Source organism: Halobellus clavatus (genome assembly GCF_900107195.1).
Lineage (GTDB): Archaea > Halobacteriota > Halobacteria > Halobacteriales > Haloferacaceae > Haloquadratum > Haloquadratum clavatum.
The window spans coordinates 170,498-193,148 of record NZ_FNPB01000004.1 but is presented as its reverse complement, the minus strand read 5'-3'; the positions used below and the strand labels follow the sequence as shown (position 1 = coordinate 193,148).

19 protein-coding genes are annotated in these 22,651 nt (G+C 64.8%); 10 read left to right on the top strand and 9 right to left on the bottom strand.

Annotated elements, in window-relative coordinates; all coding sequences use genetic code 11:
* Window positions 1-13 precede the first annotated feature (13 nt).
* The 3 genes from BLU74_RS07895 to BLU74_RS07885 form a co-directional block, all read right to left on the bottom strand.
* A complete protein-coding gene (locus tag BLU74_RS07895) occupies window positions 14-1,231 on the bottom strand; it encodes an iron-containing alcohol dehydrogenase family protein (RefSeq protein ID WP_089766729.1) in 1,218 nt (405 codons plus the stop codon).
* Between the two features lie 172 nt (window positions 1,232-1,403).
* A complete protein-coding gene (locus tag BLU74_RS07890; protein ID WP_089766728.1) occupies window positions 1,404-2,156 on the bottom strand; it encodes a hypothetical protein in 753 nt (250 codons plus the stop codon).
* Window positions 2,153-2,629, bottom strand: coding sequence for a hypothetical protein (locus BLU74_RS07885; RefSeq protein ID WP_089766727.1), 477 nt, complete (start codon window positions 2,627-2,629; stop codon window positions 2,153-2,155). The genes BLU74_RS07890 and BLU74_RS07885 overlap by 4 nt, the downstream gene beginning before the upstream one ends.
* Window positions 2,630-2,710: 81 nt before the next feature.
* Here BLU74_RS07885 and BLU74_RS07880 point away from each other — a divergent pair, with 81 nt between their 5' ends.
* On the top strand, window positions 2,711-3,619 hold the full coding sequence (locus BLU74_RS07880) for an AEC family transporter (protein ID WP_089766726.1): 909 nt from the start codon (window positions 2,711-2,713) through the stop codon (window positions 3,617-3,619).
* Between the two features lie 29 nt (window positions 3,620-3,648).
* Here the strand turns inward: BLU74_RS07880 and BLU74_RS07875 are convergent, their stop codons facing one another.
* A complete protein-coding gene (locus BLU74_RS07875; RefSeq protein ID WP_089766725.1) occupies window positions 3,649-4,455 on the bottom strand; it encodes a CDP-alcohol phosphatidyltransferase family protein in 807 nt (268 codons plus the stop codon).
* On the bottom strand, window positions 4,452-6,458 hold the full coding sequence (locus BLU74_RS07870) for an aldo/keto reductase (RefSeq protein WP_089766724.1): 2,007 nt from the start codon (window positions 6,456-6,458) through the stop codon (window positions 4,452-4,454). The genes BLU74_RS07875 and BLU74_RS07870 overlap by 4 nt, the downstream gene beginning before the upstream one ends.
* A gap of 91 nt (window positions 6,459-6,549) precedes the next feature.
* On the opposite strand from BLU74_RS07870, the gene BLU74_RS07865 reads away from it, so the two are divergent.
* Together BLU74_RS07865 and BLU74_RS07860 are read left to right on the top strand one after the other, a co-directional pair.
* On the top strand, window positions 6,550-7,677 hold the full coding sequence (locus BLU74_RS07865; RefSeq protein WP_089766723.1) for a glycosyltransferase: 1,128 nt from the start codon (window positions 6,550-6,552) through the stop codon (window positions 7,675-7,677).
* Between the two features lie 26 nt (window positions 7,678-7,703).
* Window positions 7,704-8,081, top strand: coding sequence for a DUF7475 family protein (locus BLU74_RS07860; protein WP_089766722.1), 378 nt, complete (start codon window positions 7,704-7,706; stop codon window positions 8,079-8,081).
* 7 nt (window positions 8,082-8,088) lie between these two features.
* Here BLU74_RS07860 and eif1A read toward each other — a convergent pair whose 3' ends face one another.
* The 3 genes from eif1A to BLU74_RS07845 form a co-directional block, all read right to left on the bottom strand.
* Window positions 8,089-8,373 carry a translation initiation factor eIF-1A gene (gene eif1A, locus BLU74_RS07855; RefSeq protein ID WP_089766721.1) on the bottom strand — a complete coding sequence of 95 codons (285 nt, stop codon included), beginning with the start codon at window positions 8,371-8,373 and terminating at the stop codon, window positions 8,089-8,091.
* Window positions 8,374-9,047: 674 nt separating this feature from the next.
* Window positions 9,048-10,580, bottom strand: coding sequence for a class I adenylate-forming enzyme family protein (locus BLU74_RS07850; protein ID WP_089766720.1), 1,533 nt, complete (start codon window positions 10,578-10,580; stop codon window positions 9,048-9,050).
* A 73-nt stretch (window positions 10,581-10,653) separates the two neighbouring features.
* Window positions 10,654-11,409: an IclR family transcriptional regulator gene (locus BLU74_RS07845; RefSeq protein WP_175454593.1), complete on the bottom strand. Its 756-nt coding sequence runs from the start codon at window positions 11,407-11,409 to the stop codon at window positions 10,654-10,656.
* Between the two features lie 146 nt (window positions 11,410-11,555).
* Here BLU74_RS07845 and BLU74_RS07840 point away from each other — a divergent pair, with 146 nt between their 5' ends.
* The 6 genes from BLU74_RS07840 (at window position 11,556) to BLU74_RS07815 (ending at window position 21,573) form a co-directional block, all read left to right on the top strand.
* Complete coding sequence (locus tag BLU74_RS07840) at window positions 11,556-12,938, top strand: aminomethyltransferase family protein (protein WP_089766718.1); 1,383 nt, start codon at window positions 11,556-11,558, stop codon at window positions 12,936-12,938.
* Between the two features lie 135 nt (window positions 12,939-13,073).
* Window positions 13,074-14,390, top strand: a complete 1,317-nt coding sequence (locus BLU74_RS07835; RefSeq protein WP_139175684.1) for an amino acid ABC transporter substrate-binding protein — start codon at window positions 13,074-13,076, stop codon at window positions 14,388-14,390.
* Between the two features lie 88 nt (window positions 14,391-14,478).
* Window positions 14,479-16,029 carry a class I adenylate-forming enzyme family protein gene (locus BLU74_RS07830; protein WP_089766716.1) on the top strand — a complete coding sequence of 517 codons (1,551 nt, stop codon included), beginning with the start codon at window positions 14,479-14,481 and terminating at the stop codon, window positions 16,027-16,029.
* 278 nt (window positions 16,030-16,307) lie between these two features.
* Window positions 16,308-17,042 carry a DUF2270 domain-containing protein gene (locus BLU74_RS07825; RefSeq protein ID WP_089766715.1) on the top strand — a complete coding sequence of 245 codons (735 nt, stop codon included), beginning with the start codon at window positions 16,308-16,310 and terminating at the stop codon, window positions 17,040-17,042.
* A 217-nt stretch (window positions 17,043-17,259) separates the two neighbouring features.
* Window positions 17,260-19,407, top strand: a complete 2,148-nt coding sequence (katG, locus tag BLU74_RS07820; protein ID WP_089766714.1) for a catalase/peroxidase HPI — start codon at window positions 17,260-17,262, stop codon at window positions 19,405-19,407.
* Window positions 19,408-19,653: 246 nt separating this feature from the next.
* Complete coding sequence (locus tag BLU74_RS07815; protein ID WP_089766713.1) at window positions 19,654-21,573, top strand: beta-CASP ribonuclease aCPSF1; 1,920 nt, start codon at window positions 19,654-19,656, stop codon at window positions 21,571-21,573.
* A 43-nt stretch (window positions 21,574-21,616) separates the two neighbouring features.
* Here BLU74_RS07815 and BLU74_RS07810 read toward each other — a convergent pair whose 3' ends face one another.
* Window positions 21,617-22,018 carry a helix-turn-helix domain-containing protein gene (locus BLU74_RS07810; RefSeq protein ID WP_089766712.1) on the bottom strand — a complete coding sequence of 134 codons (402 nt, stop codon included), beginning with the start codon at window positions 22,016-22,018 and terminating at the stop codon, window positions 21,617-21,619.
* Between the two features lie 461 nt (window positions 22,019-22,479).
* Between BLU74_RS07810 and BLU74_RS18905 the strand changes: the two genes are divergently transcribed.
* Complete coding sequence (locus BLU74_RS18905; protein ID WP_175454592.1) at window positions 22,480-22,629, top strand: DUF7512 family protein; 150 nt, start codon at window positions 22,480-22,482, stop codon at window positions 22,627-22,629.
* Window positions 22,630-22,651 lie beyond the last annotated feature (22 nt).

Here is a 22,651-nt window from a genome sequence, read left to right as displayed (position 1 = left end):
TGTCAGTTTTCCGTCACCACGCTCGCTCCAGGATAGCGACGACGTCCTGAGGATCCGGATCGATCCCCTCGGGCGCGACCGCCAGCAGGTCGTCGTCGCAGATCGCCGCGGCGATGGCTGGGAAGTCGGTCTGGCCCACCCCCTGGACGTCCCGGAGGCGGTTGGGCAGTCCGAGGTCGTCGCGGACGTCCGCGACGGCGCCGATGATGGCTGCGGCGGTCGCCTCCGGGCCCCCCGTGGTCGTCACGTCGAGCGCCTCGGCGATGCGGTCACGCCGGCCGTCGACCCGGTCGAAGACGTACCGGAGAACGTGCGGCGCGAGAACGCCGTGGATCGTTCCCTGATGCACGTCGTATCCGTGAGAGAACCCGTGCCCGAACGCGTGGATGATCGACGCCCGGTAGCCGTCCGCACCGGCGAGACCGTACTGGACGGCCACAATACCCGAGAGGATGTCTTCGAGGCGCGCCCCGTCCATCTGTTCCTGCCGGATCGTCCCCAGTGCGGGAGCCAGGAGGCGAAGGCCGCGAGCGGCCGTCCCGTCGGTGATCGGAGTTGCGAGCGGTGAATAGAGCGCTTCGAGTCCCTTGTCGAAGCCGTTCATCGCGGACGCTGCGAGGACTGACGTCGGCGTTGTCCGATACAGTTCGGCGTCGTAGAACAGCGCCTCGGGCATCAGTCTGGGGTCGGAGACGCCGCCGCTCGGCGGGGAGCCGTCGGTCGGTATGCCACGATCGAGCGTGAGTGTCACGCCGGCCAGATCCGAGAGATCCGCACCGGCCAGCGTCGTCGGGACGGCCACGAGCGGGATCGGATCGGCCTCGGCAACGGAGAGGTCGCCGGACTCCACAGCGTCTCGGGCAGCGTCTTCTGCCGCAGGTCCGTACGAGTCCAACGCACAGAGCGCCTTCGCCGTGTCGAGCGTGCTTCCGCCGCCGACGGCGACGACGACGTCCGCGTCTGCCTCACGGGCGCGTCGCAGTCCCGCGAGTGCGGTCCCGAGCGTCTTTTCGGGCGTGGTTTCGGGGAATTCCGCGACCAGCCTGTCACCGAGTCCGTCGCGGATCGGCTCGACCACCGCCGGTGTCGTTCCGACGGTCTGTCCGCTCACGAGGATCGCCCGTTCGTATCCGCGGGCGTCGAGTTCCTCGCCGAGGGTCGCGACACAGCCGGCACCGGCGACGATCGTTCCGGGGTGAAAGTCGAATCGAAACCCGTCAGGTGCGTTCATACCGGCGGCGTACGCGGCCGATCATCAAAGGCCTACCTCCGCCGGGCGCCCGGTGCGCCCCACTCGCGAGCCCAGCTGGTGGGTGATCCGACCGTCGGCCCAGGTCGACCCGCGGGGGCCCCGGCACACCGACCCGGGATCCGTGTTGCGTGCCGGCTGGTCGTCGTCTCGGTTACTCGACCGATTCGAGGGCCTCGATCGCGCCGTCGAAGGCCTCACGCGTCCGTTCGTCGGCGTCGTCTCCGGGGTGGGCAGCACGGATCGCCGGCAGGGCCTCGGCGTCGCCGAGTTTGCCGAGGACGTCGGCCGCCCACGACGGGTAGCCGTTGCCGCGACCGCGGTCGAGGAGGTCACAGAGCGACGCTCGCACCCACTCGCGAGACACCTGTCCGGGCGCTTCAGCCTCCGTCAGTCCCAGAATAAAGAGCACGTATCGCGAGACGTTCCGGTCGCTTCGGAGCATCGTCTCCATCGTCTCGACGTGCGGGACGAAGAGCTCCGGCTGTCGCTGGGCCACTCTGGCGAGCGAGTCTGTGACGTAGATCGTCGCGCGAACGTGTGGCGACCCCATCCACACGGCTGGCGCGGGGATCCCCTCGAACTCCTCCGGGTACGAACCAACGTTCGAGAGCAACTCCTCGATGTAGGGCGCGAAGAGGTGCGGTTGGTTGTAGAGGTGCTGGAGCACCTTCGCGGCGCTGGAGCGCGCTTCGGGGTCGTCGGTCGAGAGCAGTGCGACGACTCGAGCGATGTCCTCGTGTGTGACGTCTCCCGGAGAGGTCTTGGCGTCTTCGAGGAGGTCCGCTGCCAGCGCCTGCTGGTCCGCGGGAGCGTCGGGGACGTCGACCGCGCTCGGTGACGGGGCGTCCTCGATCCGACTGGTGACGTCCTCGTCAGTCTCGGAGCTTGCTGCTTCGTCACTCATCGTCCGATCTCCAGGTCGAGGTCGAGCGATCCCAGAATCGTCCGGTAGACGGCGCTGGGGTCCATACCGGTCGCCGAACAGAGCCGATCGACCCTCCCGGGGGTGAAGTCCGGTCCGAGTTCCCACAGCGCGTCGTGAAACGACGCGGCGTAGCGGGGCGGATCCTCGTCGGTTCTGGCGATCAGTCCCTCGGTGACGAGTGTTTCGAGCGCCATCTCGAAATCGGGCTCGGTCGCCGGCGCATCCGAGCGAACTCCGTACTCGTCGCTGACCTCGAACTGGTAGAAGTGATCTGCCGCAGAGCGGATCGGCTGGTCCGCCTCGGTGAGAAACTCGTACACCTGTGCCTCGGCCTCGTCGAGCGAACTGGGATCGGTGCCGTCGAAGTCCGGGGCGTACTCCAGGAGTAACCCTTCGAGCAGTTCCGGGACGATATCGAACTCCTCGATCAGTTCCTCGGTGCGCTCGTGCATACAGATCAGTCGAACGGGGGCACAATAAAGATCCGGAGCGGGACCGAACGGTGTAAGGACTCCCGCCGAGTCCAGCACGATATGGAGGTGCTCGGCCGGCTGCTTGGGCTGCTGGTGCTTCTCGCCCTCGGCACCGGGCTCCGGTCTGTCGGGATCCTCGACGAGGGCCGGACACAGCGCCTCAACGCCCTCGCGTACTACGTCGCGCTGCCGGCGCTCGTCTTCGTCTCGACGTACGATCGAACGATCGGCGAACTGCTCACGCCGGCGCTACTACTCGGACCCGTCGTCGTCCTGGTCGGGATCGCCGGCCTGGCGTGGGTGATCCACCGAGCGCGGACGGCCCGTGACCGCCGGAGCGTCGCGATCGTTCAGTCGTACCACTCGAACCTCGGATATCTCGGGTTGCCGCTCGTCGCAGCGACGTTCAGCGACGACGTGACGGCGCTGGCGAGTGTCGTCCTGGGCGTGGCCTCCCTGACGCAAGTCCCGCTGACGATCATCGTACTGACAAGCGGCGGCGAATTCGGCGGCTCAGTCCGGAGCGAACTCTCCCAGTTGGCCCGTAACCCGGTACTCGTCGTGTTACTCCTGGGGCTGACAGTCGGCTCGCTCGGGCTCTCGCTTCCGGGGTCGCTCACGGCGGGCCTGGACGTGTTGGGAACGCTCGCGCTGCCCCTCGCGCTCCTGTGCGTCGGGGCGACGCTCCAGATCGATCTCCCGGAGGTCGACGTCGGCGCGAGCGCTGCGGTCGTCGCCCTGAAGATCGGCGTGATGCCGATCCTGGCGTGGGCCGTCTTCTCGCTCCTCCGCGTGGATCCCGCGGCATTCGCCGCGTCGGTCGTGATGCTCGGGACGCCGACGGCCGTCTCGACGTACGTGTTCGCGAACGAACTCGGGGGCGACCCGGAGTTCGCGTCGCTGAACGTGTTTCTGACGACGCTCGGCTCCGTGGGAACGCTCTTCGTGCTCATCCGCGCGGTCGGCTGACCGCCCTCGGATCGCGGTCGCTGGCGCGCCTACTCGGACCCGCCGAGCCGACCGGCGACGACGAGGTAGTCACGGCCGAACACCGCCAGTGACGGCACGAGCACGAGGACCGCCAGCGGCGGGACCACCTCGGGAAACAGCGGCGAGAGCGCGAAGGCGATGAACGCCATCTGGAGGCCTGCCAGGGGACGGCGAAGCCGACTCGGCGGAAGCTCGTGCACGGGCTGCCCCCGATACCGTCGGAGGCCGCGCCCGAGTTTGAACAGGTACCGCGCCGCCGACAGCGACAGGTACCAGACCGGGAGCTCCCCCCACAAGACGGCGGTGACCGGCGCGACGAGGAACCCGGTGGTGTCGACGGCCATATCCAACTTCGCTCCGAGTTCGGTGGCCCGATCGTAGCGACGGGCCAGGAGCCCGTCGACGGCATCCAGCGCACAGCCCGCGCCGTAGAGCACCGCCGGTACCCACGCGATCCGGGCCGTCGGTACCAGGACGCCGAACCCCGCGACGGCGGCGAAGAGCGTGCCGCGTCCGAGCGTCACGAGGTTCGGCGCGCCGAGCGAACGGTACACATCGTCGTCGTCCGATTCGGGCCGGTTCGCGTCGAGGTGACGGTAACAGAACCACGCGATGTACCCGGCGATGGCGACCGTCGGAAGCGTCCATCGAGCCCCCGCAGAGAGTCCGACTGGACCGACTCCGATGAGCGGGACGGCCGTGGAGACGCCGACGGACAGTACCGCCGCACCGCCGGTGACGACGGCAGCGAGCGAGACGACGACTCCCGCCCACTGCCGGCGGAGCGGCCCGGGGACGACGCCAGCGGTACTCACCGTTCGTACTCCGTCCCGGCCAGCGTCGACAGCCGATCGCGGTCCGATTCGGTGAGTTGCAGCCGCGCGGCCGCGAGGTTATCGACGACGTGGTCGGCGTCGGTGCTCGAGGGAATCGGGACGACGCCGCGGTCGACGTGGTAGGCGATGGCCACGGCCGCCGGAGCGACGTCGTGCTCGGCGGCGATCGCTTCGAGCACCGGCTCTTCGAGGAGTCCAGGGGCCGAGAGCGGCGAGTGAGCCATCACACGAATGCCGCGGGCGTGACACGCCTCGATCAGGTCGTCCCGTGGACGATACGGATGTGATTCGATCTGTACGATCGCCGGTGGGATCCGAGCGATCTCGATGAGCTCCTGCAGCTGCGCGAGTGAGACGTTGCAGACGCCGATCGTTCGGGTGAGGCCCCGGTCGTGGACCGCTTCCATCCGCCGCCAGGTCTCGGTCAGCGGAACGTCGGCGGTCGCGGGAGCACCCGCGTCGTCTGTCGGGAACGTCAGTGCCTCCTGTTCGGCCGGGGGCAGGTCCGCCAGTTCAGTGAGTGGCCCCTGGTACTGCCACGCGTCCGGCCAGTGGAGCAAATAGGCGTCGAGGGCGTCGATGCCCAACTCCGTGAGCGTCCCCTCGCAGGCCTCTGCGACGTGCGCGTGGTTCGTGTTCCAGACTTTGCTGACGAGAACGAGACCGTCGCGGTCGGGCGACCCCGGCGCGTCCAGGAGGTCCCCGATACGCGCCTCGTTGCCGTAGAGTTCCGCCGAGTCGAGGAGCCGATAGCCCGCGTCGAGTGCCGTCGCGATCGAATCGATGCGGTCGACGTAGGCGCCGTCGCGGTAGCGCGAACAGCCGAACCCGACCGGGGGGAGGCGAAGCGCTCCGTTCCGCATCCGCTCGTCGGTGTCCGCACCGATCAGTGAGGCCGACTGCGTCGGCGGTCGAACGGCGAGTGTCTCGGGGGTCGTCACTGTCAACGCCGACCGGTCCCGCTCAGTGATCGACACCGCCACCTCGGTCCTGTCCCGAGCGGCGCGTTCGATCGCGTTGCAGACGGCGACGACGTGTGCGGCTCGTCGTGCCCCACGGGTCGGCCGCCGCCCGTTGCGGATGGCCGCGGCCAACTGCGCCGGGCCCGAGAGGTGTGAGCGTTCGCGCTCCGGAGACGGATGCGGAGCCGACACGTAGGGCCGACCCAGCCCACCGACGGAGACCGTGTCGGGGCGGGCCGCGAGTGCCCCGGTGTCGTCGAGAGACAGCGATCCGTCGTCGCCGTGCAGTTCGAGTCCGTAGAATTCGCGGCTCCGGTGTGGGGCATAGAGGCTCGCTGTCAGCCGGACGACCGGGCCCGACGCGAATTCGATGGTGGACTCGACGTGCGCCGGCCGTTCCGGCCGGTCGTCCGCCCGGTCGGGCCAGATGTCGAGTGCGTCCGCGACCCGGATGCGTTCGACCGGGCCGAACCACTCGACGAGCAGGGTCAGGGGGTAGACCGCCCCGTCGTACAGCGGCCCGACCGAGAGAAACGACCCCGGCGAGTCGTGCCACTCGTTCACACGACCGACGTGGGCGTGGGCGTAGCCCAGTCGAACCGGACCGAACCGGCCGTCTCGCAGGAACGACTGGGCGTGTCGCTGGGCATCACAGCGGTGAGTGATCGGCGCGCAATCGAGGGCCAGGTTCCGCTCGTCCGCCGCTTCGACCAGGGCGGCGGCCCGGTCGGCGTCGAGCGCCAGGGGTTTCTCGCTGAACACGTGTCGGCCGCGGCCGAGGGCCGTCTCGGTCACATCGGCGTGTGCGGCGTGGCTCGTGAGGTTGACCACGAGAGGGACGCGCTCGGCGTCGAGAAGCGACTCCAGATCGCTGTAGGGCGTCGCACCGTGTGCGTCCGCCAGCCGCTCGGCCCGGTCCATCGCGAGATCGCAGACCGCCGTCAGCTCGATCGACGACTCCGACAGTCCCGCGGCGTACTTCTCGGCGACAGCCCCCGCGCCGACGAACGCGCACTCCATCACGCCGGCCGTTCGGACGGTGGGGCCAAAAGCCCGCCGGGCGGTGGGGGTGAGCCGGAACACACAGGAACCGTCCCGTCGATGGGTCTGTATGACCCGTGTGGCGGTCCTGCACAACACCCTCGACTTCCAGGGCGGTGCCGACGTGGTCTGTCTGTCGGTCTGCGCCGCGCTGCAGCGAGAGTACGACGTCTCGCTCTTCACGCTCTCCGAGACGGAGCCGGGCGTCTTGGCCGAACGGTTCGACATCGACCTCGACGCTGACGCCCTCACCGTCCGGCCCGCGTTCGGGTCCGAGCGGGTCGGCCGGTTGCTCTCGACGGTGGCGCCCTTCGTCGGACCGCAACTTCCCTTCCGAAGCGTGCTGCTCCGGGCGGTCTTCGAGCGCCGCGCAGACCGGTACGACCTCGCGGTGAGCACGGCGAACGAACTGTCGGTGTCGCTTCCATCTGTGCAGTACGTGCACTACCCGCAGTACAATCGCCACCGGCTGCGGGACGACGAGGGTGCGACCGGTGGGCTCCTCCATCGCATCTGGAGCGGGATCGCGGCGCCGACCCGGACAGAGTTAGAGCGGTCGACCTCGGTGCTCGCGAACTCGGAGTGGACTGCGGGCGTCGTCGACGCGGTGTACGGCATCGAGCCGGCCGTCGTCCACCCGCCCGTGGACCCGATCGAGGGAGGGATCCCGTGGGACTCTCGCGAACGCGGCGTCGTCGTCGTCGGCCGGTTGGCGCCCGACAAGCGGCTGCTGGACGCGATCGAGATCGTGGACGGCGTCTGCGCGCGCGGGCACGATCTGCACCTTCACATCGTCGGCGGCGCACCCCGGGCGTACCGCGACTACGTCGAGCGGGTGGAATCGGCCGCCGCTGACCGATCGTACGTATTTGTCGAACGCGACGTCCCGAGAGCGCGGATCGAGGAGTTGCTCGGGACGCACCGATACGGACTGAACTGCAAGCCCGAGGAACACTTCGGGATGTCCGTCGCGGAGTACGTCGCCGCGGGGATGATCGCGTTCGCCCCCGACAGCGGCGGACAGCGCGAGATCCTCGCCGGCCGCGACGATCGGCTGTTCGATTCGGTTCCCGCGGCCGTCGACTGCATCGCGACCGCGGTCGAGAATGGAGACCGACCGGCGCTGGACCCCGACCGGTTCTCCTCGGACCGCTTCGAGGACGCGATCCGTCAGGCCGTCCGACGGCGGGTACATTGAAGTCGAACTGCGCACATTGCTATCGTATGGCAACAAACACGTCCAACAGCGGGGCAGTTAGTACGGGATCACTGACGGGGTTGCACTGGGCCGGGATCGTTCTGGCGGCGATCACGGGACTCCTGCATCTCGGGCTGGCGGCGAGTCTGCTCAGCAGTTCACTGACCAGTTCGCTCGGCTGGGCGTTCATCATTGCGGGCGTCGGCTTCCTCGGCGCGATCGTCGCGATCCTCGTCGATTACCGCCGCCAGTTGCTGTATCTGCTCGGCATTCCATTCACTGCGGGGCAGATCGTCGCGTGGGCGGCGCTCAATGCGCCTGACTTTTCCCCGCCGGGAATCGCCGACAAAATCGTCCAGGTACTGCTTATCGTCGTCTTAGTCGTGCTGTACCGTCAGTCCTGACCGCGGATTATTCGATGTGGCCTTCCTCGCGGAGCTGCTCGGCGTCCTGCTCGGAGTAGCGCCACTCGATGTTCGCCTTCTCGTCTTGCCAGTCCCACGGCTCGACGAGAACGACGTCGCCCTCGTTGATCCACGTCCGGTACTTCATCCGACCGGGGATCCGCCCCATCCGGTTCTCGCCGTCTGCACACCGCACGCGAACGTGGTTGCCGCCGTTGTGCTCGGTGACAACCGCGAACACCTCGTCATCGTTGGGCATCCGTAAGTTTCGACGCCCTCTTTCTTCGCTCACAATCTAGATACGACGGCAGGAGGGATAAAGTCCCGGTTCCACGTGACCGGCCGGTGCGGTACGGAGTGTTTCGCGCTGCGATCGGAACAATGCCCGGTGAATAACCATAATTTGACTTACTAGTATATTTTATTTAGATAATTTACTGATAATTACGTCAAGCTGCTTTAGGACTCCTCTAAGATCAGTTATTGTAATGTAGATCTATTCCGAAATATTATATTATGCAGAAAAAACAGTATAATGATATAAAGAGGTGAGACATTGTACGGTAAATTCGGACAGATCTGCCGCCGCCTGCGCTTTCGATTGGGTCCTCCCGAGGCCAATCGGCAACGACCAAGAATTCGAAATTTGGGTGTAGAAGCCGCAAAGCGGCGAAAACGAAGGGTTCACCCATCAATGAGTGGCTCGGCGATGGCCCAAATTAGATAACATCCGTACGTGTGTTATGATGTTTCCACCGTGGGCCCGGTAGTTTCGGTACGAGTCCGGTCGTTGGTCGCTGTGTGTCGATTTCAATCGGGACTTGATCTCGGGTTCCATCGACGCTAATTCGTCCGGTATTACCGGACAAGTGTCGGAGCGTCGATCGCGGGCGATGGCGACAGTAGCGAGCCGAAAAGCCGCCCGAGCGGGTCCACCTCTTGCCGAGCAAGCCGGTCGGTCGACCGTTACTCCTCGCCGCGAGATTCGAGTTTGTACCGTTCGATTTTCCCACTGGGATTCCGGGGGAGTTCGTCGACGAAGCGGTACTCCCGCGGCCGTTTGTAGTCCGCCAGATCGTCGCTGTCGCGACACCACTGGTCCAGTTCCGCCTCGGTCACTCCGCCGCTCTCCTCGACGAAAGCGACGACGACCTCGCCCCACTCCTCGTCGGGGTGGCCGACGATGCCGACGTCGTCGATACCGGGATGGGTGAGCAGGACGTCCTCCACCTCCGTGGGATGGATGTTCTCACCCCCGCTGATGATCATATCGTCGACGCGGCCCGTGATGATGACCCGATTCTCCGCCGTCCGGCGTGCTGCGTCACCGGTGTAGAGCCACCCGTCGGTGATCGCCTCCTCGGTCGCTTCAGGTTTGTTCCAGTAGCCCTCGAAAGCGACGGGTGAGTCCGTGTTGACGATGAGTTCTCCTTGCGTGCCCGGGTCGACCGTGTCTGCCGGGTCCTCGCTCCCGACAGTAACGACGCGGACCTCGAGACCGACGTTCGCGGGCCCGGTAACGGTCGGGTCGCGGATCTCGTGGAGGTCGTCGTACGCGAGGGTGCCGTAGACCTCGGTAGTCCCGTAGAGGTTCGCGATGTGATCGGGGTCGAACGTCTCGATCGTCCGCTCGAAGACCGACTGGCTCATCGGCGCGCCGGAGTAGCCGATTGTCTGTACCGACGAGAGGTCGACCTCCTCGATCAGCTCCGTGTCGAGCATATTCGCGAAGATGGTGGGCGCCTCGTGCAGCGCAGAAACCTCGTGTTCTTCGATAGCCCGAACGGCGATTGCTGGGTCGAACTCCGACATACACAGGTATGTACCGCTCATCGAGAGGAGGCCACAGAGGATCCCGTGGAGGCCCACGGTGTGATACAGCGGCATCACGCCGATCATCGTCTCGTTGAGGTAGTAGTGTTGGCCGAGCGAGTTGATCATCCACCGGGAGAACGTGGCGTTGTGATCCAGCGGGATGCCCTTCGGATCCCCCGTCGTTCCCGAACTGTACAGCATCACGCTCGGATCCTCGTAGGAGACGTCGACCCCGAGATCGTCCGCTGGCGCGTCGCTGAAGGCCTCGAACGGTTCCGCGAACGAAGGTGTGTCGTCGCCGACGTGGACCATCGGGACCTCGATGTCGTCGGCCACCGAGGTGACCGACTCCCGGGACACGTCGTCGAAGAGGAACAACTCGGGGTCTGCGTCCCGGATGTGGTAGCGAACGCCGCTCGGGGCCAGTCGGAAATTGAACGGGACGGCCACGAGGCCGGCCAGTTGCGTCGCGAGGAATGTCACGACGTGTTCGGGACGGTTCGCCATACAGATCGCCACTCGGTCAGTGGGTTCGAGGCCGCGCTCGCGGAGCGCGTTGGCGACCTGGTACGCCCGGGTCTGGAGTTCCGAGTACGTCATCGCGGTCCCGTCGTTCAGGTGGACGACTGCGGGCCGATCCGGGGTTCGTGCCACCGATTGCTCGAACGTGAGAGGGAACAACATACGGTACGACGTATTCGAACAGACCGTAATAATTTTTCCTCTCTGATCGGTCTCCAAGCACCGCGGTCGACGCTCAGTAGAATCGGTAGTTGACGGCGATCTCCTCGGCGGCCGCGCGCACGTTCTGGATCAGTTCCGCGCGGTACTCGTCCTGCTCGAGGCGTCCGGTGGGGCACGCGACGGAGACACTTCCAAGCAGTTCGGTGTCTTCGATCACCGGGCAGGAGACGAAGCCGATCCCGATGACCTGCTCTTCCCGATCGATGGCGTATCCCTGGTCGGTGATCGTTTCGAGTTCCTCCCGGAGGACCGCTGGGTCGGTGACGGTGTGTTCCGTCACGGCCGCCAGTTCGTCAACGTCGAGTAACTCATCGACGCGCTCGTCGGGGAGATGTGCGAGCAGAACCTTGCCGGCGGCGTGAGAATGCAGTGGCGTACGGAAGCCCGGATACGTTCCCGTCTGGACCGACGTGAGGTCTCCCTCCTCGTGGAGCATCACCCAGTCGCCCGCCTCCTCCTGTCCGAGTTGTGCGAGTTCGTCTGACTGCTCTGAGAGCTTCCGAAGGACGACGTCCGAGGAGTGGAAGTACCGGTTCCGGTACTTGAGGAGGCTCCCGCGTTCGAGAAAGCGGTAGCTGATCCGGTAGGTGCCGGCCTCCCGCACAACGAAGCCCGTGGCCTCGAGCGAGACGAGATAGTCGTGCGCGGTACTCCGCGTCACGTCCATCAGCTCTGCAATCTCCGCCGGACCGGCTTCCCGTTCGCGCTCCAGGAGGTCGAGGACCTCGAACGCCCGCGCGACCGTCTGCAGTGGGATGTCGGAGCTCACACCCTCACTCCGGAGCCCTCGGTATGAAATGCTGTCGCTCATCGGGGTCGTGACAGGCGGGCGTGCAGGCCGCTTCTCGGCGAGGTTGACCAGAGACTAAGAAAAATTTAAATAATATAGTATGGAAGTTGGTGATAGACCGCACTATGACACAGAGTCTCGACAGCGCACTCCAGCAAGCAGACAGTCCCCTCGAGTTCGTCCGATCGCCCGCACGAGGGGCCGATTCCGGACATCTCCGCCTGTTTCAGGACCTGCCCGACGAAGTGACGAACTGGCGCGAAGAACAGGCCGCCTGGGCCGACAGCGTCGGACTCGCGGACCTCTCGCACCATATGACCGACCTCCACGTCGAGGGACCGGACGCACTCGACCTGTTCGCGAATCTGGGGATCAACGACTTCGCCTCGTTCGAACCCGGCCAGGCCAAGCAGTTCGTCGCTTGCAGCCCCGACGGGTACCTGATCGGCGACGGGATCCTCTTCCACCTCGACGACGACGAATTCAACCTCGTCGGCTACGGGCCGATCAACTGGGTTGAGTATCACGCCGAAACCGGCGACTACGACGTCGACACCGAGCGCGACGAACACGGCGGGATGCGCGAGAGCCCACCGAAGACGTTCCGATACCAAGTCCAGGGTCCCGACGCGCTCGAGCTGATCAAAGAGGTCGTCGACGGCGACCTGCCGGAAGTTCCGTTCTTCAATTTCCGTGAGGTCTCGATCGCCGGTCACCAGATCAACGCCCTGCGCCACGGGATGCTGAACGAACCCGGATTCGAGTTCTTCGGTCCCTGGGAGTACGCCGAAGACGTCCGCAGCACGATTATGCAGGCCGGACAGGACTACGACATCCGGCGAATCGGTGCGAAAGCGTATCCGACGAACGTGATCACTGCGGCGTGGATGTCGATCCCGCTGCCGGCGATCTACCACGACAACGAGACGGTTCGGGAGTACCGCGAGTGGCTCGACGTCAACAGCTTCGAGGGTGCCCTTGCGATCGGTGGAAGCCACGACTCCGAAGACATCACGGACCACTATCTGACGCCCGTCGAGGCCGGTCACGAGCGATTCATCGACTTCGATCACGACTTCATCGGCAAAGAAGCCCTGCGTGAGGAAGTCGAGAACAACGAACGGACGCGGGTCACGCTCGTCTGGGATGGCGAGGACACCGAGGACCTCTATGGGTCACTGTTCGACGATGACGAGACGTACCGGTACACCGAACTGCCCGTCGCAGACTGGGCGCTGACGCAGAACGACAAAGTCCTGAAAGACGGCGAGCAGGTCGGGATCGCGTGTAACACCCGCTACCTCTACTTCGAGAACCGGATGTTCTCGTTGTGTAGCATCGACACCGAGCTCGCCGAACCGGGCACCGAGGTCACGATCGTCTGGGGAGAACCAGACTCGAAGAACCCTCGTGTCGAGCACCACGAGCAGACGGAGATCACGGCAGAGGTCGCCCCCGCGCCGTACTTCGAGGACAAGCGGAAGACCGCGAACTACAACGTGAACTGAGCGTCGCATCGCACCACAGGCGGTCGCGAGTCTGCCGGCGAGCAGCACCCGCCGGGCTCTTTTCGGAGTGGTATCCAAGCGGATCAGATTGGGACCATAGAAAAATTTATAACGTTCTTTTGCTAAGGAGTGGTCGTGCCTACGAGTAACAGACGGCGATTTATTACCGCGGCAGGAACAGGGGCAGTAGCGCTCGTCACAGGGTGTCTCGGTGCTGACGGAGACGGCGACAGCACAGCGACCCCGACGTCCGACAGCGGAACCGACGCAACCACGACCACGATGGGATCGAGCGGGAGCGACGAGCCGATCACGGTCGCCGCGACGGTCTCGCGCACGGGATCCTTCTCGAGTGCGGGCGAGGACGTCGAGACCGCCTACCGGCTCGGGGAACAACTGATCAACGACGACGGTGGGATCCTCGGTCGGGACGTCAACGTCATCATCAGAGACGACGAGAGCGACCCACAGCAGGTCCGCGAGTCGCTCCAGACGATCATTGAAAACAACGACGTCGATATGATCTGGGGCACGTTCGGGAGCCTGCTTGTCGGGGCGGCAGCGTCCGTCGCCGAGCGCGAGGGGCTCCCGATGCTGAGCGCGAACTTCGCGTATATGGAGCCCCACCTCAACAACAACTACGAGTGGACGTTCGCGCCGTTCGGCAAGAGCCGAGATATGGCCAACGGCGCGGTGAAGTTGGCTAATCTGGCACCCGAAGACAACAAACCGGTGAACGTCGGCATCTGGCAGACGAACACGGGCTGGGGAGCGGAACTCGGCCGCGTGTGGTCCGACGCGCTCGAAGCCAACGGCCACGAGGTCGTCCTCAACGAGAAGTTCCAGATCGGCTCCTCGGACTTCTCGACGCTCATCTCGCAGGCCAAGAGCGCAAACGTGGAGTACCTGCTCACGAACCCCTCGCCGGGCGGGGGGATCACGATGGTGAACCAGATGCAGGAAAACGAATTCAACCCGAAGCTCGCCACGATCGAGCGCGCTGCGACGATCACGGCCTGGCTGGATGCCACCGGTGTCTCGGGACTCTACACCAACTCCACCCCCGGCTGGGTTCCCGGACTGACCGGCGGCGGGAACCAGCAGATGCTGGAGGCCTTCCGTGCCCAGGACGACGTCGCATCCGACGCCTACCCGGCCCCGACTGTCGGCGGCTCGTACAACGTCACCCAGACCGCGAAGCAGGCGTTCGAGACCGCGGGGTCGGTTGAGCCCGACGCAGTCCGCGACGCGCTCCTCAACTCGGAGTTCCAGACGGTCCTCGGATCGTTCCGGTTCGACGAGAACGGGATGCCGGTCGAGGGCGATCTGGCACCGCCGATGGGTCAGTGGCAGGACGGGCAGCTTCGTCTGGTTATCCCGTCGGACGTCGACAGCGAGGCCTCGACGGATATCGAGTACCCGGCACCGGCGTACGACCAGCGGTCGATGTAGCACCTGTGATGGCCACACAGCCACGCCGGTTGCCCTGTGACGCGAACGACCACGCAACCGACACCGTGCGAGTATCAGCCACCACACGATGAGAGACCTACGCGCATTCCGGCGGACGGTCGATCGATACAGCGAACGGACGGCGCTCGTGACAGCGCACGGAGCCGAAACCACCTACGGCGAACTGGGCCGCCGGACGGACGCCCTGGCGAACGCACTCGATACTCGCGTCGGCGACGCCCGGACGGCATCACTGCTCAGGAACAGCCCCGCAGCGATCGAGATGATGGTGGCCGCGCAAAAGCGCGGGCGGGCGAACGCGCAACTGAGCTTTCGGGGCGCTGCGGGCGAACTCAGGCGGATGGTCGAGACCGCCGAAGCAGAGATGCTGGTCTACGACGCGGCGAACGCCGAGATGGCCGAAGCCGTCCTCGAGGAGGTGACGTTCGACGTCGCGTTGTACGTCGGCGACGACGTGCCCGATCGTCCAGACGTCGAGCCCTACGAGCGGGCGATCGACTCCGGCGGGACCGGCTACGACGCGGTCGAAGACGGCGACGCGGAGACCGGTGTCCTCTACACCAGCGGGTCGACCAGCGAGCCAAAGGCGATCCTCGAAGACCAGCGACGCGTCTGGATGGGGAGTACACAGGCCGTGATGGAGATGAGCCTCGACCCCTCCGACGTCGCGCTGGTGACGACTCCGTGGTATCACGACGTCACGACAGTCGCGTGGATTTACCCGCACCTCCAGGTGGGGGCGACGCTCGTTCTCCAGCCGGAGTTCGTCCCCCCGAAGTCACTAGCACTGATGGACGAACACGACGTGACAGGACTGCTCGCGGTCCCGGCACAGCTCGAGGCGCTTCTCGACGTTTACGAGGAGGGATCGCACGACCTCTCGGCGTTGTCGTACGTCCGAACCGGTGGGGCGGTCGTCCCCCCATCGCTGGTCGAGCGCGTCCGCGAACGGATGACCGAGGGCGTCCACAACACCTACGGACTGACCGAGGGAATCACGAATCTGACGCACGCGTACCCCGACGAGCAACTCGAGAGTCCGGGCACCGTGGGAAACGCAACGTTCACCTGGGATCTACGCGTCGTCGAGGCCGCGCGACCCGACGAGGATCCCGATCCGACTGCGATCGTCGATCGTGGTGAAACTGGGGAGCTCATCGGTCGAGGGCCCGCCGCCAGCGGCTATCTCGACAGTCCCGAGGCAGAGGCGCGGCTGTTCGTCGACGGCGAGTGGCTCCGAACGCTGGATGTCGCGTACGTCGACGACCACGGCCGACTCCACATCGTCGACCGCGTGGACAATATGCTCGTGAGCGGTGGCGAGAACATCTATCCCCAGGAAGTCGAGCTCGCCCTCGAGGACCACCCGAGCGTCCGGGAGGCCGCGGTCGTCGGCGTCCCCGACGACGAGTGGGGGGAACGGGTCGCCGCCGTCGTCAGCGGCGACGTGAGCCCGGACCTCCTCGACGAGCACTGTCGCGATCACGACGAGTTGGCGGATTTCAAGCGCCCCCGGTCGTACGTGGTCATCGACGAGTCACTCCCGCGATCCGACACCGGCACCCTGCTGCGCGCGGACATTCGAGAAGAGCACTTCGAATATCAGGAGTCTGAATAACAGTCAGAATTAACAAATTCACTGTTTATCTATTATACTAAGAATATCTGAACAGTCGGAATTCAGTGTCACAAAAGGTTTCTCAAGCTACTGTACGGAATGATATTTTATTTATATATTTATCTAAGGTATAATTGTATTCGTGTATTTATCTACCTAACGCGGCTCACGTGACTGACACTCCCGCGGCACAACGACTAAACCTGCTTGCAGTAATTCGGATGTATGACTCGATTGTACAGCACACATTCACCACCCGAGCGCGGTCGCTGCGACCGATGACGGGGGAGCCCGACGGCGGCTCCGAGGAGGAGACCGGCGACGGGGCGTCGACAGACGCCGAGCGGGACGCGTCGCCGTACGTCGGCGCCGGACTGCTCGACGCGGAGATGGGACCGAGTTCCGCGCTGGCGCACCTGTACCGCGGGGAACTCCACCGGATGAAACTCTGGCGAGAACGCCTCGATCAGACGACCAACTGGGCTGTCGTGGTGATCGCGGCCATCCTCACCTGGGCGTTTTCCAGTCCCGACAACCCCCACTACATCATCCTGATCGGGATGGCGACGCTCAGCGTCTTTCTGGTGATCGAAGCGCGACGGTATCGCGGCTACGACATCTGGCGGACCCGTGTGCGGACCCTCCAGGAGAACGTCTGGGCGTACGGGCTAGACCCAGAGGGCGGGATCGGGACCGAAACGTGGCGGGCCGACCTCGGCGACGATTACCGCGTCCCGACGCTGAAGATCAGCGCTGAGGAGGCAATCGCTCACCGCTTGCGGCGGGTGTACCTGCCTCTCTCCTGCATCCTGCTGGCCGCCTGGTTCGTCCGGATCACCGCATTCTCGCCGATGGGGTGGGTGGAGACGGCGTCGATCGGGATGATCTCCGGCACGGTCGTCGTCGGCGGGGTCGTCGCGTGCTACGTGGCGGCCGCGGTCGTGGCGTTTCGGCCGCGGACCTGGCGTGCGAAGGGAGAACTCCGCACCGAAGACCTGCGAGAGCGGGAGTGATCGCGACAGCCGAGTCTGGAGCAGGCCCGACCCGAACAGATTGCACGTATCCGTCTCGATACCTGCTGATCTGAGAGCGCCAACCGCTCCCGCGCGGGACGGAGTCCTCCCCTGTAACGGGAAATAATTTCACCAATCCGAAAGAGTGATTGGTCACAGCCAAGGCATCGTTTCCGAATTAGACAATCTTAACAGCGACGGTGACGTGTCGTTGAATATGGGTAGGACCACTCAAGACTGGTGGCCGGACCAGTTGGACCTTGAGCTTCTCGATCAGAACGTCGGCGACGTCAGTCCGATGGACGAGGACTACGATTATGCGGCGGAGTTCGAGAAACTCGACTACGACGAGGTGAAGGCAGACATCCAGGAGGTACTGACAGACTCACAGGACTGGTGGCCGGCGGACTACGGCACCTACGCGCCGTTCTTCATTCGGATGGCGTGGCACAGCGCGGGCACGTACCGCACGACTGACGGCCGCGGCGGCGCGGCCGGCGGTCATCAGCGCCTGCCGCCCGTAGACAGTTGGCCGGACAACGTGAATCTCGACAAGGCCCGCCGACTGCTCTGGCCGGTCAAGCAGAAGCACGGCCGCAAACTCTCGTGGGCCGACCTGATCGTCCTGGCCGGGAACGTCGCCCTCGAATCGATGGGCTTCGAGACGTTCGGCTTCGCGGGCGGCCGCGAGGACGACTTCACCCCCGACGAGGCCGTCGACTGGGGCCCCGAAGACGAGTGGGAGACGACCTCCGAGGAGCGCTTCGACGAAGAGGGGAGCCTCAAAGACCCGCTCGGTAACACCGTGATGGGCCTCATTTACGTGAACCCCGAGGGCCCGAACGGCGAACCGGACGTCGAAGGCTCGGCGAAGAACATCCGCGAATCGTTCGGCCGGATGGCGATGAACGACGAGGAGACCGTCGCCCTCATCGCCGGTGGGCACACCTTCGGGAAGGTCCACGGCGCGGCCGACCCCGACGAGCACGTCGGCCCCGATCCGTCGGACGCACCCATCGACGCACAGGGCTTCGGCTGGGACAACGACTTTGGCGAGGGCAAGGGCCCCGACACCATCACCAGCGGGATCGAAGGCCCGTGGAACACCACGCCGACCCAGTGGGACATGAGCTACGTCGACAACCTCCTCGGGCACGAGTGGGTGCCGGAGAAGGGTCCCGGTGGCGCGTGGCAGTGGACGACGAAGGACGGCGAACTCCAGGAAGCCGCTCCGGGCGTCCAGGACCCGTCGGACAAAGAAGACGTGATGATGCTGACGACCGACGTGGCCCTCAAGAAGGACCCGGACTACCGGGAAGTCCTGGAGACGTTCCAGGAGAACCCCCAGCGGTTCCGTGAGTCCTTCGCGAAGGCCTGGTACAAGCTCATCCACCGCGACATGGGGCCGCCGGAACGGTTCCTCGGCCCCGAGGTCCCCGAGGAGACGATGCTCTGGCAGGATCCCCTCCCGGACGCCGACTACGAACAGGTCGGCGAGGAGGAGGTCGCCGAGCTCAAAGAGACGCTGCTCGCATCGGACCTGTCCGTCTCCCAGTTGGTCAGGACTGCCTGGGCGTCGGCGTCGACCTACCGCGACAGCGACAAGCGCGGCGGAGCGAACGGCGCTCGCATCCGTCTGGAGCCCCAGCGCAGCTGGGAAGCCAACAATCCTGAAGAGTTGGAGACGGTCCTCTCGACGCTCGAAGAGATCCAGGCAGCGTTCAACGAATCCCGTACCGACGACGTGCGGGTCTCGCTCGCCGATCTCATCGTGCTGGGCGGCAACGCGGCCGTCGAACACGCGGCGGCAGAGGCCGGCTACGACGTGACGGTCCCGTTCGAGCCGGGACGGACGGACGCCACGCAGGCACAGACCGACGCCGAGTCGTTCGAGGCACTCGAGCCGAGGGCGGACGGCTTCCGGAACTACCTCGGCAGCGGCTACGAGGAGAAGCCCGAAGAACTGCTCGTCGACAAGGCCGACCTGCTGGACCTGTCGGTCTCGGAGATGACGGTTCTGCTCGGCGGAATGCGCGCGCTGGGCGCGAACTACGACGGCTCCGATCTCGGCGTCCTCACCGACCGACCGGGCACGCTGACGAACGACTTCTTCGTGAACCTGCTCAATATGGACTACGAGTGGGAGTCGGTCTCGGCCGACGAGGACATCTACGAGATTCGCGACCGCGAGACGGGCGAGGTCGAGTGGGAGGCGACCCGCTTCGACCTCATCTTCGGATCGAACTCCCGGCTCCGGACGACCGCTGACGTCTACGCCAGCGACGACGGCGAGGAGAAGTTCGTCAACGACTTCGCTGCGGCCTGGAGCAAAGTGATGAAGCTCGACCGCTTCGACCTCGACTGAGGCGGCACTCGGTTCACCGTCCACGTTTTTTCCTCGCGCCGGCACCGCGAGCGACGCATTCGGACCGGAGCGGGGCCCGAGCGCTCCTCCCACAGCGAAAAACGTTTATATACACTGTCGGATAGGTACGAACGAACGATTTCGTCCGTTCGGTCTCGTCGGCGCGGTCGACGTGACCCATCAACACGATCCCGAGAGACGGACCACTGGTTTTGGTGGTACCTCTCCACGGCGTTCCAGATATGTATGAGCACTAACGACACCACGGACCCGCTCGAAGCGGTCAAATCACGACTCGAAGACGAGATCCCCGACGACCTCGTCGTCTCTCGCGTCGCCTACGAAGGACCGGAACTGGTGGTCTACACCGAGACCCCGCGGAAGTTCGCCGAGCGCGACGGCCTGATCCGCCGACTGGCCAGCACGCTCCGAAAACGGATCACAGTTCGGCCGGCCGCGGGCACCCAGATGGACCCGGCGGAAGCGAAGCCCCGGATTCTCGAACTCATCCCCGACGAGGCGGGGATCACGAACCTCCAGTTCTACCCCGCGACCGGCGAGGTGCTGATCGAAGCCGAGAAGCCCGGCCTCGCGATCGGCCGGCGCGCGAGCACGCTCCGAGAGATCACCCAGGAAGTCGGCTGGACGCCCGAGGTACTCCGGACCCCACCGATGGAGTCCTCGACGGTCGACAACGTCCGGAACTTCCTGATGCAGGAACGCGACGACCGTCGCGACTTCTTAGAGCGGGTGGGCCAGCAGATCCACCGCGACCCCGAGACCGAGACCGACTGGGTCCGCGTGACGACACTGGGCTGCTGCCGTGAGGTCGGTCGTGCGAGCTTCGTGCTCAGCACACCCAACAGCCGCGTCTTGATCGACTGCGGTGACAAGCCCGGCGCGGAAGGCGAGGTGCCGTACCTCCAGGTCCCCGAAGCGAATCCGATCGCCGACCTCGACGCCGTCGTCCTCACGCACGCGCACCTCGACCACAGCGCGCTGCTGCCCCTCCTGTTCAAGTACGGGTACGACGGTCCGGTGTACACCACCGAGCCGACGCGAGACCTGATGGGGCTGCTCCAACTGGACTACCTCGACGTGGCCGCCAAAGAGGGGCGGACGCCGCCGTACGAGTCCGAGATGGTTCGCGAGGAACTGAAACACACCATCACACTGGACTACGGGGACGTGACCGATATCGCGCCCGACATCAAACTCACCTTCCACAACGCCGGACACATCCTGGGATCGGCAGTCTCACACTTCCACATCGGCGACGGCTTCCACAACGTCGTCTTCTCCGGCGACATCCACTACACGGACACGCGCCTGTTCAACGGCGCTTCCAACGACTTCCCGCGCGTTGAGACGCTCGTGATGGAGTCGACGTACGGCCAGCGGAACGACTACCAGACCGACCAGGCGGACTCAGAGCAGACCCTGATCGAACTCATCGAAGAGACGTACGAGAACGACGGCAAGGTCGTGATCCCCGCGTTCGCCGTCGGGCGTTCGCAGGAACTGATGCTCGTCTTGGAGGAAGCGATGCGGGAGGGCGACCTGCCGACGATGCCGATCTACCTCGACGGAATGATTCGCGAGGCGACGGCCATCCACACCGCCTACCCCGAGTTCTTGCGTGACGGGCTCCGGGATCGGATTCTCCACGAGGACGAGAACCCCTTCCTTGCCGACCAGTTCCAGCAGGTCGACGGCGGCCAGGAGATGCGCGAAGATATCGCCGGCGACGACCCCTGCATCGTGCTCTCGACGTCAGGGATGGTCACCGGCGGGCCGATTATGTCGTGGCTCGAACTCCTGGGTGGCGACCCCGAAAACCGGCTGATCTTCGTCGGCTACCAGGCACAGGGAACGCTCGGTCGGCGTATCCAGAGTGGTCGGCGGGAGATCCCGTTCAGCGACCGCGGCGGCCGGACCGAGCAGTTGACGCTACGACTCGGCGTCGAGTCGGTGAGCGGCTTCTCCGGTCACGCCGACCGCAACGGGCTGGAGAATTTCGTCGGCACGATGAATCCGCGGCCGGAGGAGATCCTCTGTGTGCACGGCGACGAGGCGTCGACCGATCAGCTCTCTTCGGGGCTGTATCAGAAGTACGACGTGCGAACGTACGCGCCCCGAAACCTGGAGACGTTCCGGTTCGACTGACTGCTCCACCGCGTTCGAGACAGTACCGATTCGACGACCGAGATCAGCCCTCGACGGCGACTTCGCTGCCTTCCTGTTCGTACTTGTCCTCGAATTCCTGGATGAGTTGCCCCATCTTTGCGTACCAGTCGTTGAGCATCCGTTGCATATTGTCGGAGATCCGCTCGGCGTCGGTCGGGGAGTAGACGTGGTAGTAGCCGCCTTGTTCGTAGTTGACCTGCTCTTTCTGGATGAATCCCGCCTTGAGCAGTCGCTGGATCGATCGGTACGCCGTCGAGCGCTCGCGGCCGACAATGTCGGCGATTTCGTCGACAGTGAGCGGCTCTTCCGCTCGGACAAGTACCTGGAAACACTGCTTGTCGAGCTGCTTGAGACCGTGGAAGCACTCTAAGAGCCCTTCGCACTCCATATCTCGTCGCAGCTGTTCGGACATCGAATCGGGCATCGTACTGGATACGAGTACGCACCGTGTGCTTATAAGATTTGTTCAGACAATCCACAATTCTGCGGTGCCGCGTCCGGCAATGATGCGGGACTGGGAGGTGGTGGCGGCGGTTCGATCGAAGCAGGAGTTGGATCCGACCACTCGACGGCGAACAGCGGCGCGTTAACGGGGTCACACGGCGAAAGAGTCGTGTTCGATTATGTGATCTCCCCGTATTATTGGTGAGTCGTCGAGCGCCGACAGTTACCGACCAGTCCGGCTCTGATCACCGTTTTTGCGCGCGCACCCGCTGAACGTCGACGTTTGGGGTGGAAACTCACTCATAACCTATCAGCAACCATGCGTTGGATACGCGGATATTGTATTGTACAACAATCCCAATACCGTTAAGTGAACGCGTCGGTTAGGGTCGGTTGCGCAGAAATCCATGATGTACGCAATATTCATCGAGGGGAGAACCGATGTTCGGGCTTGAAGCTGCCGCCGGGCCGACGGGCGCGGCGATACTGATCGGCGCAGTACTCGTCGAAGCGCTGGTCCTGTACGTCGGATATGGACTGTTAGAGAGTGCGCTCGGGCCGAAGATCGCCCGCATGCTGCGGGGTGAGTGATCGTGGAGATCCTCGGCGTCGC

Excerpts from the sequence above, each read along its gene's own strand:
- BLU74_RS07895 (WP_089766729.1), bottom strand. The coding sequence starts at position 1,231 with ATGAACGCACCTGACGGGTTTCGATTCGACTTTCACCCCGGAACGATC.
- BLU74_RS07890 (WP_089766728.1), bottom strand. The coding sequence starts at position 2,156 with ATGAGTGACGAAGCAGCAAGCTCCGAGACTGACGAGGACGTCACCAGT.
- BLU74_RS07885 (WP_089766727.1), bottom strand. The coding sequence starts at position 2,629 with ATGCACGAGCGCACCGAGGAACTGATCGAGGAGTTCGATATCGTCCCG.
- BLU74_RS07880 (WP_089766726.1), top strand. The coding sequence starts at position 2,711 with ATGGAGGTGCTCGGCCGGCTGCTTGGGCTGCTGGTGCTTCTCGCCCTC.
- BLU74_RS07870 (WP_089766724.1), bottom strand. The coding sequence starts at position 6,458 with ATGGAGTGCGCGTTCGTCGGCGCGGGGGCTGTCGCCGAGAAGTACGCC.
- BLU74_RS07865 (WP_089766723.1), top strand. The coding sequence starts at position 6,550 with ATGACCCGTGTGGCGGTCCTGCACAACACCCTCGACTTCCAGGGCGGT.
- BLU74_RS07860 (WP_089766722.1), top strand. The coding sequence starts at position 7,704 with ATGGCAACAAACACGTCCAACAGCGGGGCAGTTAGTACGGGATCACTG.
- BLU74_RS07850 (WP_089766720.1), bottom strand. The coding sequence starts at position 10,580 with ATGTTGTTCCCTCTCACGTTCGAGCAATCGGTGGCACGAACCCCGGAT.
- BLU74_RS07840 (WP_089766718.1), top strand. The coding sequence starts at position 11,556 with ATGACACAGAGTCTCGACAGCGCACTCCAGCAAGCAGACAGTCCCCTC.
- BLU74_RS07830 (WP_089766716.1), top strand. The coding sequence starts at position 14,479 with ATGAGAGACCTACGCGCATTCCGGCGGACGGTCGATCGATACAGCGAA.
- BLU74_RS07825 (WP_089766715.1), top strand. The coding sequence starts at position 16,308 with ATGACGGGGGAGCCCGACGGCGGCTCCGAGGAGGAGACCGGCGACGGG.
- katG (WP_089766714.1), top strand. The coding sequence starts at position 17,260 with ATGGGTAGGACCACTCAAGACTGGTGGCCGGACCAGTTGGACCTTGAG.
- BLU74_RS07815 (WP_089766713.1), top strand. The coding sequence starts at position 19,654 with ATGAGCACTAACGACACCACGGACCCGCTCGAAGCGGTCAAATCACGA.
- BLU74_RS07810 (WP_089766712.1), bottom strand. The coding sequence starts at position 22,018 with ATGCCCGATTCGATGTCCGAACAGCTGCGACGAGATATGGAGTGCGAA.
- BLU74_RS18905 (WP_175454592.1), top strand. The coding sequence starts at position 22,480 with ATGTTCGGGCTTGAAGCTGCCGCCGGGCCGACGGGCGCGGCGATACTG.